At 30.2% G+C, this 15,951-nt stretch carries 18 protein-coding genes; 13 read left to right on the forward strand and 5 right to left on the reverse strand.

Annotated elements, in window-relative coordinates; translation table 11 throughout:
• On the forward strand, positions 1 to 883 hold an 883-nt coding region (locus AB4Y15_RS09095; RefSeq protein WP_427339908.1), incomplete at its 5' end, for a lamin tail domain-containing protein.
• A gap of 31 nt (positions 884 to 914) precedes the next feature.
• On the opposite strand, the gene AB4Y15_RS09100 is transcribed toward AB4Y15_RS09095, so the two are convergent.
• Genes AB4Y15_RS09100 through AB4Y15_RS09110 form a run of 3 tightly spaced genes read right to left on the reverse strand, consistent with a single transcriptional unit; the run spans position 915 to position 1,568 of the window.
• On the reverse strand, positions 915 to 1,133 hold the full coding sequence (locus tag AB4Y15_RS09100) for a manganese catalase family protein (protein ID WP_427339910.1): 219 nt from the start codon (positions 1,131 to 1,133) through the stop codon (positions 915 to 917).
• A 14-nt stretch (positions 1,134 to 1,147) separates the two neighbouring features.
• Positions 1,148 to 1,399 (reverse strand): spore coat protein CotJB, encoded by a 252-nt coding sequence (locus tag AB4Y15_RS09105; RefSeq protein ID WP_035163871.1) that lies wholly within the window; start codon positions 1,397 to 1,399, stop codon positions 1,148 to 1,150.
• A 19-nt stretch (positions 1,400 to 1,418) separates the two neighbouring features.
• Positions 1,419 to 1,568, reverse strand: coding sequence for a spore coat associated protein CotJA (locus AB4Y15_RS09110; RefSeq protein WP_427339912.1), 150 nt, complete (start codon positions 1,566 to 1,568; stop codon positions 1,419 to 1,421).
• Between the two features lie 194 nt (positions 1,569 to 1,762).
• Between AB4Y15_RS09110 and arsB the strand changes: the two genes are divergently transcribed.
• Together arsB and AB4Y15_RS09120 are read left to right on the forward strand one after the other, a co-directional pair.
• Positions 1,763 to 2,824, forward strand: a complete 1,062-nt coding sequence (gene arsB, locus AB4Y15_RS09115; protein WP_427339914.1) for an ACR3 family arsenite efflux transporter — start codon at positions 1,763 to 1,765, stop codon at positions 2,822 to 2,824.
• Positions 2,825 to 2,858: 34 nt separating this feature from the next.
• A complete protein-coding gene (locus AB4Y15_RS09120) occupies positions 2,859 to 3,260 on the forward strand; it encodes an arsenate reductase ArsC (RefSeq protein ID WP_069650806.1) in 402 nt (133 codons plus the stop codon).
• Positions 3,261 to 3,377: 117 nt separating this feature from the next.
• Here the strand turns inward: AB4Y15_RS09120 and AB4Y15_RS09125 are convergent, their stop codons facing one another.
• Positions 3,378 to 3,719, reverse strand: coding sequence for a hypothetical protein (locus AB4Y15_RS09125; RefSeq protein WP_427339917.1), 342 nt, complete (start codon positions 3,717 to 3,719; stop codon positions 3,378 to 3,380).
• Position 3,720: 1 nt separating this feature from the next.
• Positions 3,721 to 4,926, reverse strand: coding sequence for a DUF1576 domain-containing protein (locus AB4Y15_RS09130; RefSeq protein WP_427339919.1), 1,206 nt, complete (start codon positions 4,924 to 4,926; stop codon positions 3,721 to 3,723).
• A 357-nt stretch (positions 4,927 to 5,283) separates the two neighbouring features.
• Here AB4Y15_RS09130 and AB4Y15_RS09135 point away from each other — a divergent pair, with 357 nt between their 5' ends.
• The 10 genes from AB4Y15_RS09135 (at position 5,284) to AB4Y15_RS09180 (ending at position 15,947) form a co-directional block, all read left to right on the forward strand.
• Positions 5,284 to 5,520 (forward strand): ArsR/SmtB family transcription factor, encoded by a 237-nt coding sequence (locus AB4Y15_RS09135; protein ID WP_427340066.1) that lies wholly within the window; start codon positions 5,284 to 5,286, stop codon positions 5,518 to 5,520.
• A gap of 92 nt (positions 5,521 to 5,612) precedes the next feature.
• Positions 5,613 to 8,126: a CoA-disulfide reductase gene (locus AB4Y15_RS09140; protein ID WP_427339921.1), complete on the forward strand. Its 2,514-nt coding sequence runs from the start codon at positions 5,613 to 5,615 to the stop codon at positions 8,124 to 8,126.
• A gap of 109 nt (positions 8,127 to 8,235) precedes the next feature.
• On the forward strand, positions 8,236 to 8,787 hold the full coding sequence (locus tag AB4Y15_RS09145; protein ID WP_427339923.1) for a rubrerythrin family protein: 552 nt from the start codon (positions 8,236 to 8,238) through the stop codon (positions 8,785 to 8,787).
• Positions 8,788 to 8,931: 144 nt separating this feature from the next.
• On the forward strand, positions 8,932 to 9,561 hold the full coding sequence (locus AB4Y15_RS09150; RefSeq protein WP_427339925.1) for a hypothetical protein: 630 nt from the start codon (positions 8,932 to 8,934) through the stop codon (positions 9,559 to 9,561).
• A gap of 232 nt (positions 9,562 to 9,793) precedes the next feature.
• Positions 9,794 to 11,080, forward strand: coding sequence for an HD-GYP domain-containing protein (locus tag AB4Y15_RS09155; protein WP_427339927.1), 1,287 nt, complete (start codon positions 9,794 to 9,796; stop codon positions 11,078 to 11,080).
• Positions 11,070 to 11,678 carry a DUF5317 domain-containing protein gene (locus tag AB4Y15_RS09160; protein ID WP_427339929.1) on the forward strand — a complete coding sequence of 203 codons (609 nt, stop codon included), beginning with the start codon at positions 11,070 to 11,072 and terminating at the stop codon, positions 11,676 to 11,678. Before AB4Y15_RS09155 ends, AB4Y15_RS09160 begins: the two co-directional genes overlap by 11 nt.
• A 136-nt stretch (positions 11,679 to 11,814) precedes the next feature.
• On the forward strand, positions 11,815 to 12,549 hold the full coding sequence (locus AB4Y15_RS09165) for a PrsW family intramembrane metalloprotease (protein WP_427339931.1): 735 nt from the start codon (positions 11,815 to 11,817) through the stop codon (positions 12,547 to 12,549).
• A 49-nt stretch (positions 12,550 to 12,598) separates the two neighbouring features.
• Positions 12,599 to 13,801 carry a CapA family protein gene (locus AB4Y15_RS09170; protein WP_427339933.1) on the forward strand — a complete coding sequence of 401 codons (1,203 nt, stop codon included), beginning with the start codon at positions 12,599 to 12,601 and terminating at the stop codon, positions 13,799 to 13,801.
• A 93-nt stretch (positions 13,802 to 13,894) separates the two neighbouring features.
• Positions 13,895 to 14,728, forward strand: a complete 834-nt coding sequence (gene cdaA / locus AB4Y15_RS09175) for a diadenylate cyclase CdaA (RefSeq protein WP_427339934.1) — start codon at positions 13,895 to 13,897, stop codon at positions 14,726 to 14,728.
• A complete protein-coding gene (locus AB4Y15_RS09180) occupies positions 14,709 to 15,947 on the forward strand; it encodes a CdaR family protein (RefSeq protein WP_427339936.1) in 1,239 nt (412 codons plus the stop codon). The genes cdaA and AB4Y15_RS09180 overlap by 20 nt, the downstream gene beginning before the upstream one ends.
• Positions 15,948 to 15,951 lie beyond the last annotated feature (4 nt).

Raw genomic sequence — 15,951 nt, forward strand, 5'->3', positions numbered from 1 at the left:
AAAAGAAATAAAAAATAAAGGATTGAAAATTACGCGAGCAAAAGGCGGATTGAGTATCATAGATACAGATGACTTGAAGTTTACAATAATTGCTCCAAATTCTGAAAAGTATGATGAAACTAACGAATATTCAATAGTTAATAAATTAATTTATAAAAACACTTCTTTTATTTTCACTGGCGATGCTGAAAAGGATTCAGAAGAAGAAATGATAAAGCTAGGTTATGATTTAAAGGCAGATGTTTTAAAAGTTGGGCATCATGGTGGCAGAACTTCAACGAATTATGAGTTTTTAGAAAGAGTTAACCCTAAATTTGCAGTCATATCAGTTGGGAAAGATAATGATTATGGACATCCTCATAAAGAGGTTTTAAAAAGACTAGATAAAATGGGAATAAAAGTATTTAGAACAGATGAATTAGGAACTATAATTGCAACTTCTGATGGTGTTAATATTAAATTCAATAAAGAACCTTGCAAGGTTGATTTAAAATCAAATGATGATTCAACAAAATCAAGTGTAAATAGTGTAAATACAAATAATGATTCAAAAACTACTGAAACTAACACAGCTAATACTAATGTTACTAAAACTAATGCTAGTGTTATTATTAAGAATATAGATTTAAGCAAAGAGATAGTTACAATACAGAACACTACTGATAAAGATATAAACATGACTGGCTGGAAATTAGTATCAGAGGAAGGAAATCAAATCTTTAATTTCCCAGACGGGTACATTCTTAAAGCAGGAGCTACAATTACAATTGCGAGTGGTAAATCTACAGGTGATTTAAAGTGGACTAAAAAATATATCTGGAACAACGATGGGGACACAGGAATACTCTACAACGATAAAGGGGAAGAAGTATCACGATATTAAAATGGGTGGCAAGCTGCCACCTATGAATTTTTCATTGATAGCATAGTGGTGCAAACTCTTCAGTTCCTATATCAGTTAAAATACCTTTTGCTTGATCAGTAGGCATTGCCCATCTTTGGGTTAAATATCTAATACCTGCTGAAAGTTCACCATCTGGACCTCCAAATTGTTCTAATATCATAGCTGCAAGAGTTGGATTGCAAGTATCTACTCTAACTGGATATTGTAGTTTCTTTTCATAAATCCACATAACTTAACCTCCTATCAATATTCTATTTCCCATGGCCAAGGGCTTTTTGTATATTCCCATGGATATTTACTTAAATCATAATTAGTTAGAGGTCCATATTTCATATTATACATATTTGTAAGTTCTTTATATTTCTTTGAAAAAGTATTGTGAAGGGCTACAGCTCTTTCATCATTTGGATGGGTATCAAGGTATAAGTTTATATCAGTTAAGCAAAAGCATATTTCCATTATTTCTTTTAGCATATCTAATTGTTTTGAATCCACAGAAAACACCTCCAAATTATTACTTCTTGACAGGTTTATACGGCATATATAGTTCAGGGAAAATAGTTCCTTTCTTTAATGCTTCTTCAGGACAATATATTTTACCCATTATCTGATAGGGAGTATATGCTTTAGCAAGTTCATAATAAGGATATTTTTTCATGTCCATTATTACCCCTCCTGAAAAATATATTTTGTAGTAATATATTACGCTTATTTAAGCATATCTGTGACTAATGCTATATTAAGATATTGTGATGGGTTTTAATATCTTAATTTACCACAAAAATTATATTGACTCATGAATTTGTTATATGTTAATTTAAGCATATATACATTTGAATATATATAAGGAGGTACAGTATGTCTAAGCAAGTAAAAAAGCAAAGTGAAGGATTAGATTTCTTTGGGAAATATCTGACCATATGGGTAGCATTATGTATAATAATAGGTGTAGCAATAGGTCAATTATTTCCGGCTTTTCCACAAGTACTAAGCAAGTTTGAATACGCCAAAGTTTCAATACCAGTTGCCATACTTATTTGGCTTATGATTTATCCAATGATGCTAAAGATAGACTTTTCTAGTATTATTAAAGCTACTAAAAAACCAAAGGGTTTAACTGTAACGTGTATAACTAACTGGCTTATTAAACCATTTACTATGTATTTAATTGCAAGTTTTTTCTTAAAAGTTGTTTTTAAATCATTAATACAACCAGATTTAGCTTCCGAATATTTAGCAGGAGCTGTTTTATTAGGAGCGGCACCATGTACTGCTATGGTATTTGTGTGGAGTCATCTAACTAAAGGAGATCCAGCTTATACATTAGTTCAGGTAGCAGTAAATGACATAATCTTATTATTTGCTTTTACACCTATAGTAGCATTCTTACTTGGAGTTAGTAATGTAACAGTACCATATGATACTTTGATTCTTTCAGTTATATTGTTTGTAGTAATTCCATTAGCTGGTGGTTATCTATCTAGAAAGTATATAATTAGAAGAAAAGGTATGGAATATTTTGAAAATGTGTTTCTAAAAAAATTTGATAATATTACTGTTATAGGATTATTGCTAACATTAATAATAATCTTTTCATTCCAAGGGGAAGTAATTATTAATAACCCAATCCATATAGGACTTATAGCAATTCCACTTATAATTCAAACATTTTTTATATTTTTCATTGCATATGGATGGGCAAAGGCATGGAAATTACCACATAATATAGCTGCGCCAGCATCTTTGATAGGTGCAAGTAACTTTTTTGAATTAGCAGTAGCTGTAGCAATATCACTATTTGGTCTAGAGTCAGGTGCAGCATTAGCAACAGTTGTTGGTGTATTAGTTGAAGTACCACTTATGCTAACGCTTGTTAGAATAGCAAATAAGACAAAACATTTATTTAAACATTCTTGGTAGTAAAATATCAATAATAATCTGAGGAGGAATTTTAGTGAAGAAAAAAGTTGCTTTTGTTTGTGTTCATAATTCTTGTCGTTCACAGATGGCAGAAGCCTGGGCAAAGCATTTAGGTAAAGATGTATTAGAGGTATATTCAGCGGGAACAGAAGAGTATCCAGAAGTTAAGCCTAAGGCAGTTCAAGTTATGGAAGAAGTGGGAATTGATATGAGTGACCATTATCCTAAACTTTTATCGGATATACCTGAAAAAATAGATATTTTAATAACTATGGGTTGTGGTGTAGTATGTCCTTATGTACCATGTGACCATAGTGAGGATTGGGGGCTCGAAGACCCTTCTGGTGGCCCTATAGAAGAATTTAGAAAAACAAGAGATATTATTAAAGAAAAGGTAGAGGACCTTATAGAAAGAGTAAAAAGCAAAAAAATATGAGGGATTTAATATCCCTCTTTTTTATATACCTTATTAAATCAAAACTAATTTAAAATATAATTTCCGTTTATGGATATAGGAAAAATATTCCTAAATTTATTCAAATTAAAGATTTTGTTATTTATTCCTATATAAAGTTATAGATAGAGAAGTTCCATCAAAATTTACTTCTGCTTTATCCACCATCATTCCTACAAGTGTAAGCTCTGTATCACTATCACATTCACCAGCTAATTCCCAATAATACTCTTCTACTTCTGATTGTCTTGGGTAGTTTAAAAGTTCTTTAAGCTGCTGAACTCTAACATCATTACAATCTATATTATCAATTTCAAGATATATCTTAAAATAATCTTCATGATTTTCTAAGGATATATTCATGTTGTTAGTACCGTGGAGAAAACAGAAAGTAATTAACTCATCAAGAATTTTTGATATTCTTTTTATCTCATGTTTCATATTAATCCTCCTTCTTGAAGGCATCAATAATTGGTACTAGTATAGTAGCAACAATACCACTTGAAAAACCGTTATTATATAAATTAATTCCTCCGTGAAGATATCCAACATTCATTACTACAGATAAATGAATAAATCCAGCAAGTATTCCTGCCAAGTAACCATAAGTTCCTGATATTGGGGCCATACTAGTTCCAAATAGACCAGTAATTATTAGAATAGTTGGGGTTATCTTTTTTGTGATTAAAACACTGCCTAATAATACACCTAATAAAATTGGTATAGAGTTTTTAGGATGCTTACCAAAAGATGAAAAACCGACAAGAGTTAACAATCCACCTATAACAGGTCCATTAATTACCCCACCTGATATTATAACATAAATTATGCCTATAAGCCCCATTAAGCCCATATTAATTAAAGTCAAACCAAAGCCTGTTAGTAGTGTAAAGTCTGTAATAAGTCTTCCAGTAAACCAAAGCAGTTTTTTATAACCTTTAAAGCTTTTGTTATTAAAAAAGTAACCTAATGTAATTAATGTTAAGAAAAATACAGTAAAAAATATTTTTAGAAGTATGTCGTGTTCATTAGAAAGTATAATTTGGTTTTCTACGATGAAACCATAACTTTTCATAATTGACATAATTATTGTTCCAATAAAACCTGCTGCAAATCCTATGTTATATAGATTGTAACCATCGTGTACTCTTAGCATATGTGCTGAAAGTGGAGGAATTATAAATCCAACTAATATTCCTACCAAAATACCTAATAATATACCAATAGGAATAGGAAGGTTTAACCCGTAAGCAAATTCATTTACTAAAGGAGATAATGCAGTTGCAAACATAGTAATCAATATGACATTTTTGAAATTTGTTTTTTGATATTTAGAATAAATATATCCTCCAATATAAATAGGCCAAACGTTAAAAATATTTTTTCCGAAAAAAGCAAAACCCATGATTATAAAAATAGCTGCTATAACTGGCCCATTAATATTTATTTTAAGTTTCCATATAATATAAATATTCACTAGAGTAAGAATAGCGGAATTAATTAAAGCAGCACCTAATCCACCGACTTTAATATAATCTGTTATAAGAACATCTGGATGAATTATTATTTTGAAAATTCCATTTACTATATTAGTTGGAGTATCAATAATAAGTGCCAGTAATATAAAAGAAATTGGCAGTATAAGCATTATATACAGTTTAGTTTTTATGTCTATTTTATTAAATTCTAATTTTTTCAGTAGAATCACCTCCATGTATTATTTTCTGAAAATTTATCAAAAAAAGTAGGGATCAGTATATGTAATATTTATAAGAAGAAATTTGAAAAATATGTGATTTAGTTTTTAGAGAAATGAAAGAATTTATGAAGTGATATTTGAATTTAGGTGTGCTTATACTATTCTACCATAAATTAAACAATATGAATAGAATAAAATTGACAATTTCTTTTATATATTGTAATATTAAAATATACAGATAGAACGAGGTGATGACTTATAAAAGAAATAGTAAATCAAATCGAGGAATTAACTAAAAAAGCTGATATATTAAAGGCTATTGCACATCCAGTAAGATTATGTATAGTTAAAGGGCTTTTAGACGAAGAAGGATGCAATGTAACTAAAATACAAAATTGTTTAAACATGCCTCAATCAACAATATCACAACATTTAGCAAAGTTAAAAGCAGCTGGTGTTGTTGAAGGCAGGAGACATGGTGTAGAGATTAAATACTATTTAGTTAACGAAGATGTTAAGAAAATTTTAAAAGCTATATTTTAATTTGCTTTTCATGCTCAATTTTGTATTTTTTTTAACAATACAATTTAATTATTAATATATATTAATTAAAAGATTAACAAGGAGGAATTTTTATGTCAAAAAAAGTTTTAATTGTAGGTGGTGTGGCTGGAGGAGCTTCTACGGCAGCAAGACTTAGAAGGCTCGATGAAACTGCTGAAATCATCATGTTTGAAAAAGGTGAGCATATTTCATTTGCAAACTGTGGTTTACCTTATTATATTGGCGGTACAATTGAGCAAAGAGATGCTTTATTAGTTCAGACTCCAGAAAAAATGAAATCGAGATTTAACATCGATGTAAGAGTGAAAAACGAAGTATTATCAATAGACAGAGAGAAAAAAGAAGTAAAAGTAAAAGATTTAAATAGCGGAAAAGTATATAAGGAATCATATGATTATTTAGTATTATCTCCAGGTGCTAGCCCAATTAAACCACCTATTCCAGGTATTGATTCACCTAATATATTTACTTTAAGAAATATACCTGATACAGATGCGATAAAGGAATATATAGATAATAAAAAGCCTAAGCGTGCAGTAGTTGTTGGTGGTGGATTTATCGGTATAGAAATGGCAGAAAACCTTTATGATAGAGGTTTGGAAGTTTCTATTGTAGAAATGGCAGACCAAGTTATGGGTCCTATTGATTTTGATATGGCTCAGATTGTTCATCAACATATTAGATCTAAAAATGTAAAATTATATCTAAAAGATGGAGTTAAAGAATTTGAATATAAAGATGGCGTAACTAAAGTAACACTTCAAAGCGGTAAGACTTTAGATGCTGATATAGTAATACTTGCGATCGGAGTAAGACCGGACAGTAAATTAGCTATAGATTGTGGCCTTGAGGTTAACCAAAGAGGCGGAATAATTGTTGATGAGTATCTAAGAACATCAGATAAAAATATCTTTGCTATAGGAGATGCAATTGAAGTAGTTGACTTTGTAAATGGTTCTAAGACTATGATACCACTAGCTGGACCTGCAAATAAACAAGGTAGAATAGTAGCAAATAATATTGCAGGTAGATCAGAAAAATACAAAGGAACACAAGGTACTTCAATAGCAAAAGTATTTGATTTAACAGTTGCTTCAACTGGCAATAACGAAAAGATATTAAACAGAATGGGCAAAAAATATGGTAAAGATTACAAAATAGCGCTTATACATTCAAAATCACATGCAGGATACTATCCTGGAGCAATACCAATGACAATCAAATTAATATTTAACTTAAAAGGAAAAATATTAGGTGCTCAAATAGTAGGTTATGATGGTGTAGATAAGAGAATAGATGTTATTGCATCTGCAATAAGATTTGGAGGTACAATTTACGACCTTAAGGAATTAGAACTTGCTTATGCACCACCTTACTCATCAGCAAAAGACCCTGTAAACATGGTAGGTTTTACAGCAGAAAACATACTAAAAAGAGACGTAGATGTTATAATGTGCAATGAGTTAGAAAAATTAGATAAAAACGAAGTAATTATTCTTGATGTTAGAGATGAAATTGAAAGAGAATTAGGATATATTGAAGGCTCAATTAATATACCATTAGATGAGTTAAGGGATAGATTGAATGAATTAGATAAAGAAAAATTAATAATAACATATTGTGCTATAGGACTTAGAGGGTATTTAGCAGCTAGAATTTTAAAACAAAATGGCTTTAAGAAGGTTAAGAATTTAAGTGGAGGATATACAACTTATAGTTGTATCTTCTGTCAAGATGAAGATGGAGCTTCAAAATGTGGAGGAGTTACTTGTGATTCTAATGTAGATTTCAATGAAGATGGAGAGCCAGAAGAAATAGATGTAAATAAACTAGAAGGGAAAACTGTAAAGTTGAATGCTTGCGGCTTGCAGTGTCCAGGACCGATAATGCAGGTATATGAGAGAATGAAGACATTAGAAAATGGAGATATTCTAGAAGTAACTGCAACAGACCCTGGATTTGTAAATGATATAAAAACTTGGTGCAAAAGAACTGGTAATACTTTGATAAAGACAGAAAAAAGACCTAAAGAATTTGTAGCTTTTATTAGAAAAGGTACAGGTGGAAATATTGCTGCAAAAGAGAATAATACTAGCAATGTAGTACAAGCTGCAAATGACGGTAAATCAATAATTGTATTCAGTGGAGATTTAGATAAAGCAATAGCTTCATTTATAATCGCAAATGGAGCAGCTGCTATGGGTAGAAAGGTTACAATGTTCTTTACATTCTGGGGACTTAACATATTAAGAAAACCAGAGAAGGTAAAAGTACAAAAAGGCTTTATGGATAAAATGTTTAGTATGATGATGCCAAGAGGAAGTAAAAAGTTAAAACTATCACAGATGAACATGATGGGCATTGGTGCTAAAATGATAAGAAGTGTAATGAAGAAGAAAAATATTTCTTCATTAGAAGAATTGATTGAACAAGCTAAGAATCAAGGTGTAAGATTAGTTGCATGTAATATGTCTATGGATGTAATGGGAATAACTAAAGAAGAGTTAATAGATGGTGTAGAAATAGGAGGAGTTGCAAGTTTCTTAGGAGCAGCTGAAGAATCAAATGTTAACTTATTTATTTAGTATTGAAAGAGGGACTTTGTTCCCTCTTTTATTTTTAAAAAATTGTTTAAAGGTTTTTTATATGGGTATTAATAAGACGGACAAGAAAAATAGGGTAGGGGGTATTTAGATGAATGCAATGACAGCAACAAACTTACGTTCAGCATATGGTGGAGAAAGTCAAGCTCATATGAGATATAAAGTATGGGCAGCTAAAGCAGAAGACGAAGGATTCAGTAACGTAGCAAGATTATTCAGAGCAATATCATTCGCTGAAGAAATTCATGCTACGAGCCATTTTAAGGCTTTAAAAGATGAAAAAGGTGACTTTTCAGTTACAGCAGGAGCTGGATTTGGTTTAGGTAGTACTTCAGAGAACTTACAAGGAGCTATAGATGGAGAGAATTTTGAAGTTGAGCAGATGTATCCTGCTTTTATAGAAGTAGCTAAAATGCAAGGAGAGAAAAAAGCTACAATCTCAATGCAATATGCATATGAGGCAGAGAAAACACATGCAGCTCTTTTTACTAAGGCAAAAGAAGCTGTAGATTCTGGTAAAGATGTAGAATTTGGAGATTTACATGTATGTGAAATTTGTGGTTATACTGTAGAAGGAGAAGCTCCTGAAAAATGTCCGATTTGTGGTGTTAAAACTGAGAAGTTTAAAACTTTTAGTAAATAATGTAAAAAATAATATAAAAATATTTGCAAACATCCCGTTTCGGGATGTTTTTAATTTTTTTAATAAATTAAACAAAAAATAAAGGAAAAAATAATATCTTGTAGAATAAATAAGTTAGTCCAAAAAACAAGCGAAGGTGATAATATGATTATAAAGGATATAGAACAATTTATTAGTCAGATTAAATCTGTTCTTTCATGTAAAATTGTTGCTGATGAAAACGGTAGCATTCAAGAGATACATATACTTTCAGATACAAAAAGAAGTCCAAAACAAATTTCTAGAGATGTGCAGTCAGGTTTAATATCAAGATTTGGGTTAGATATAGATCATAAAAAAATAAGTATTGCTCAAATTGATGAAAAAGTAGCTGAAAATAAGGATTTTAGATTAAAGCTCAAAGCAATTGAGTTTTCGACATCAGGGACAAAAGTATTTATTAAAGTTATATTAGAAAAAGATGAAGAGATTTTTGAAGGAGAAATATCAGGAGTAAATACTGTTTCAAACTCTCAAAGACTTCTAGGAACTGCTACGTTAAAGGCAGTTGAGAAATTCTTAGGAATTGAAGATAACTTTATACTTGAGGATATAAAAACTGTTGGGTTAGCAGGACGAGAGGTTGTAGTATCAGCTATTACCTTTGTTACTACTAACCATGAAAAGCTGCTATCAGGTTGTGCTTTTGTCAATAGAGACAAAAAAGAAGCAGTAGTAAAGGCAACATTAGATGCAATAAATAGAAGTATTATTAGACATTACAGTGGTAATTAGGCCGGCTAACTTTTATTTTTATTTTGACTTTTTTTCTCTTTAGCGAAGCGAGTATAGCCTGTTGGAATAGCGAACCAACAGAGTATATACTTAAAGGGGGCTATATTCGATGAAAAAAGTATTAATGGTATTAACAAGCTTATTAGCTTTAATATTAGCAAGTGGGGCAAACTTTACTTGGTTTTAGTTTAATACTTAGCCGGCCTTTTCTTTTGAGGCAAGGAGGATTGACATGTCGCAAATACCAAATAAATTGAAGTTATATATTTTATTTTTATGTTTGCTTGCTGTGGCTATGATGGTTTTTATGATACATAGCTTTGATGTATACAGTATGAAGGGGTTACTTTTCTTTAGTATACTCTCAGTAGTTTCAGAATCCTTGTTAATTCAATTAATTAATGGGGCGGCTGTTTCTGTTGGTTTTGCTGTAAGTTTAGCTTCTATTATAGTAGGTGGACCTTTGATTGGAGCGTTAGTAACAGCTACAGGAGTTCTGTTAAGAACGGTAAAAGTACCAGGTAGAGGTTATGTACATTTATTTAATACTCCAATATATAAGACTATATTTAATGTTTCTCAGATTGTTATTACAACTGGTTTAGCAGGAATTGTATATATTAAAACGGGAGGTATTATAGGATTAAGTAGTTTTATAACTAATCCATTACCAATCTTATTAGCTGTTATTGTATATATTCTTTTAAATACTGTAATAATGGCAGAGTTAATGTCGATACTAAGTGGTCAAAGTCTTATAAAAATGTGGATGAAAAATCTTAAAGGCTTTATACCTAATACTACTGCTATAGGAACATTAGGTTTAATAATTGCTTTAGCCTATATTTCATATGGTGCTTTTGCCGTAATGATATTTTTTAGCCCACTATTATTAGCAAGATATTCATATAAATTATATATGGATATGAGGCATGTGTATATGGAGACTATTCAAGCTCTTACAAATGCGATGGAAGCAAAAGATGCATATACTAGGGGGCACGCTGAAAGAGTAGGTAAATATGCAGTTAAGTTAGCCAAAGCATTGGACCTTTCTGATAGAAGAATTGAAAATATAAAAAATGCAGCAATTTTGCATGATATAGGGAAAATAGGCATTGATGACCAAATATTAAAGAAGCCAGGTAAACTTACTGATGAAGAGTATGAAAAAATAAAAAAGCATCCATCAATAGGTGCTGAAATATTAAAAGGAGTTAACTTTTTGAAAGAAGTTTCAGATATAGTAAGACATCATCACGAAAGATATGATGGGAAAGGATATCCTGATGGACTTAAAGAAAATGAAATACCTGCAGAAGCAGCAATACTTGCAATAGCAGACGTATATGATGCAATGACATCTGATAGACCTTATAGAAAGGCATTGTCAAAAGAAGTAGCACTTAGTGAGATTGAAAAAAATGCTGGAACACAGTTCAATCCAGAATTTGCCAAGATGTTTGTGAAGATAATGAGAAATGAAGACGAGAAGGAGATGCTAGCTAATGCTAATTGAGTCAATGGCAACTTCTCTAGTTGTAGGTAAGGTTAGAGGGGGAAAACTAGAAAATATCGGGAAAGTACAGATTAGAGGTTGGTATCTTTTTGTTTTAGGTTTTATTATTGAATTTGCAAGTGTGTATTTAAAAATAAAAAATATTGGAGTAATAAGCACTTTTGTTGATAAATATTTTGTTTATGTACATAGTTTATCTTATATTTTAATCTTTATTGGACTTATACTTAATTTTAAAAACAAATCTATGATATTAGTCTTTATTGGAACACTTCTTAATTTTATAGTTATTGTTGCAAATGGTGGTAGAATGCCTGTATCACCTGAAGGATTAAAAGCGGCAAATTTAATATCTAATCTAGAAATGCTAAAAAATGATATGATTATAACACATACATTAATAACTGAGTCTACTAGATTTCCTATTTTAGGAGATATTATACCATTAGTAAAACCATATCCATTTCCTAAAATGATAAGTATAGGAGATGTTTTTTTAGGTCTTGGAATATTCTGCTTTATACAAGGAGCAATGACTAAAAAGGGGATTTTTTCAAAAAAGAGCAAAATGGTAAGATTTGAATACAAGAAAAGATGACAAAATCTTCGATTTAAATAGATTACGATAATGATAAGGGAGTAGATAGATACTCTCTTTTTTATTTTCGTAGAAACGTATAACATAGGTTCTATTGTAAATAATATAAATAAAAATGTGCATGTATTTTGAGAGGATGAAAGATTTGTTTGTAAGACTTTTTATAATAGCCATAACTCCAGCAATATCAATTGCATATGCAGTTTATCTTAGTGATAGATATGATAGAGAACCAATATCTCTTTTGTTTAAAACATTTATATTTGGAGCTTTATCTGTAATTCCGACTATTATAGTAGAAAGATTTTTAGCTTCTTTTAATTTTTTTACTGGGATATTAAGTGCATTTTATACAGCATTTGTAGTTGCGGGTTTTACAGAAGAGTTTTTCAAGAGAGAAGTGGTACTAAGACTTGTATATAATAGTAAATACTTTGATGAAAAGCTAGACGGTATAGTATATTCTATATTTTCAGCTCTAGGTTTCGCTACTGTTGAAAATGTTATGTATGTAGTTTTTAGGTTTAGTTACAACTCTTATGTTGGTCTATACAGAGGGATACTTTCAGTACCGGCCCATGCAATTTTTGCAGTAACTATGGGTTATTATCTTTCAATATCAAAATTTACAAATAATTTGACAGAAAGAGAATTAAATCTAAAAAAATCTTTATTTATACCAGTTATTATTCACGGTATATTTGACTTTATATTGATGTCTAGAGTACCAGTTTTAGCAATACTATTTATTCCGTATATAATATATATTTGGAAAAACAGCCAGGCTAAATTGAACAGATATATAATTGAATCAGGAGAAAGGTTTAATAGAATAAATAAAAAAAATAATTTAATTAACAAACAGGAATAAAAGGTTTAAAATAGAATTAGGAAGAATAAAAACAGTAAAGGTGACTTATATGAAAAGAAAAAGATTAATTTTGAGCATTTCTATATTTTTTTTATTTGTTTTTCTCTTTTTAACAGGGTATATTACAGATAAATATGAGACAAGCCCTAAAAATAAAATTGTATATTATAAAAAGCCTGATGAAGTATTAGAAATGCAGCTTAAACAAAATTACAAAGTTCAAGCAACTATTGTAGCAACTGGAGATATAATGTTTCACACTCCTCAGCTAAAAAGTGCACTAGACGTAAAAAATGGAGTATATAATTTCGATGATATGTTTAAATCAGTAAAAAAATACATTGAAAGTGCAGATTTAGCTATAGGTAATTTTGAAACAGTAACTGCAGGTCCAGAACACGGCTTTAGAGGCTATCCTACTTTCAATACCCCCAAATCAGCTATAAAGACACTTAGAGATATAGGATTTGATATCTTATCAACAGCGAACAACCATAGCTTAGATGCAGGTAGGGAAGGATTAGTTGAAACAATAGAAAATATACATGAATTTGGGCTAAAAAATGTTGGTACATATAAAGAACCTGGAAAAGAAGTACTTATTGAAGATGTTAAAGGTATTAAAGTTGCTATTATGTCATATACCTATGGTTGTAATGGACTTGAATCAAGACTAACAGAAGAAGAATTGAAATATATGATTAACTTTATAGATGAAGATAAGATTAAAGAGGATATAAGGATTGCAAAAGAAAAAGCAGATATTGTAGTAATAATTATCCATTGGGGTAACGAATATCAGAGAAAACCATCCGAATTCCAAATTTCATTAGCAGAAAAAATGTTTAATTGGGGAGCAGATATTATATTAGGCAGTCATCCTCATGTTATACAGAAAGCTGAGTTAAAAACAATAAATGGACAAGTAAAATATGTGATATATTCTATGGGTAACTTTATTTCTAATCAAAGATATGAAACTATAAAAAACAGATATACTGAAGATGGGGTAATAGTTAAGATTCATTTAGAAAAAGATTTTGCACAAAATAGTACGAGAATTAAAAATGTAGAATATATCCCTACTTGGGTAAATAGATATATTTCTGCTGGGAAATACAAATATGAAATTTTACCGACAATTGATTATTTAAATGAAAAAGTAGAAGGAATTTCTGAAAATTTGTTAAATAAGTTAAAAATATCTTATAAAGCTACAATGAGTACAATTAATCAAAGTAAACTACAGTAGAACACTATACCCAAAATATTGTTTATGTATTTATACCAGGTAATATATATTGTATAATTTTATTTAGGTAGAAAAATATCCAGGGGTGTTAAAATGCAGTTTTTAAAGGAACTATTTATAAATATTAGGATAAGAGATATTATAGATATTGCTATAGTGGCTTTTGCTTTTTATAAGCTCTTTATGCTTATTAGAGAGACACGAGCTGAACAGTTAATTAAAGGTATCATAGTCTTACTAGTCGCTACGAAAATAAGTGAATGGCTGCAATTGTTTACTATAAATTGGATTCTTGAAAAAACCATGACAGTTGGAGTAATAGCCCTTCTTATAGTTTTCCAACCAGAATTAAGAAGAGCATTAGAGTATATTGGCAGAAGTAGATTTTTAACGAAGACAATTATTGAAATAGAAGATGAGAACATTCGTAATGTTATAAACGAAATATTAGAAGCTGTGGCATCTTTATCAAGGCAGAAAATAGGAGCTTTAATAGTGTTAGAAAGAACAACGGGTTTAAATGAAGTAGTAGAAACCGGTACTTTAATTAATGGAAAAGTATCAAGTGGTCTTTTAATTAATATTTTTATACCTAATACTCCGCTGCATGATGGTGCGGTAATAATAAAAGACGATATTATAAAAGCTGCAGGATGTTTTTTGCCATTAACTGAAAATATGAATCTTAGCAAAGAATTAGGTACAAGACATAGAGCAGCACTAGGGATAACTGAAAAATCAGACTCTTTGGCTATAATAGTTTCAGAAGAAACTGGTGTTATATCAATTGCTGATAATGGGAAACTTTCTCGTTATGTTGATATTAAAACGTTAGAAAAAATATTAGAGGATATTTATATTACTAATGAAATGAGACGCGGACTATTTATTAGATGGAGGATAAAAAATGGCGAGAAGCAAGAATAGGAATATTACTATAAAAATAATAGCCGTTTTTTTCGCAGTTATATTATGGACTTATGTTATGAGTGATGTAAATCCTAAAATAACGAAAGAAATCGAGAACATAAAAGTAGAACTGATAAATCTTGATACTTTGCAGGTTTCAGGCATAACTCTTATGGAACCTAAAGAGGTAACAGTAAAAGTTAAGCTATCTGGCAGAAGAAAAGAATTAATAGATATAACTGCAGATGATATAATCGCACAGGCTGATTTGAGTGGATATAAAGAAGGTTCGCATAGAGTTGATATTGAAGTAAGGACTCATGATAGTAGAATAGAAATAGAAGATTATTATCCTAAACAGGTAGTTTTTAAATTCGATAAAATTGTGCAGAAACAAAAACCCGTTATATTGAGATTAACGGGAAAAGAAGGTGTGGGATATAGTGCAGGAAAAGGAATAGTAAAGCCAAGCACAGTTTATATTAAAGGGCCGAGAACATGGGTTAATTCAGTAACAAATGTTATTGCATATGTAAATTTAAATAATTCAACTGAAGATATAATTACAAGCGTACCTTTGAAAGCTGTAAATGATAGAGGTAAAGAGGTAGAAGGTATTATTAAAGAACCAAATATTGTAGATGTAAAAATACCTATATTAAAGGTGAAAGATGTTCCGATCAAACCACGAATCACAGGCACACCTTTGATAGGATATGAAATAATAAATGTTATTTCAGAGCCCGACCATGTAAAAATTAGAGGTTCAGAGGAAGTAATAAAAGATATAAAAGTAATAGAAACAGAGCCTGTAAATGTCGATTATATTGCAAAGAGTATAAGCAAAATAACACCTTTAATTTTACCTGATGGAATTGAAGTAGTTGATGGAAATGATTCAGTAAATGTTAAAGTAGAGATTGAAAAGAAAGTTGAAAAGACATTTGAGTTTGATATAGATGAGATTAACTTTATCAATTTAGATACAGAGTTAGAAATTGACAAAGATAAATCTGATCAAAAGCTAACAGTTACTTTTACAGCTGTTGAAAGCACTATGAATGCATTAACTAAAGATGATATAAAAATAAGTGCTAATCTTGATAACTTAAAAGAAGGACTTCATAATGTAGATATAGAAATAAAAAAGCCTTCTAAAGTAGAAATAATAAAATTAAATCCGAAGGTTTTTAAGATATATTTAAAAAAGAGAACAGATGAAAATTCAACTTTTTAAACAT

Source organism: Caloranaerobacter longqiensis (genome assembly GCF_050286925.1).
Classification (GTDB): Bacteria; Bacillota; Clostridia; order Tissierellales; family Thermohalobacteraceae; genus Caloranaerobacter.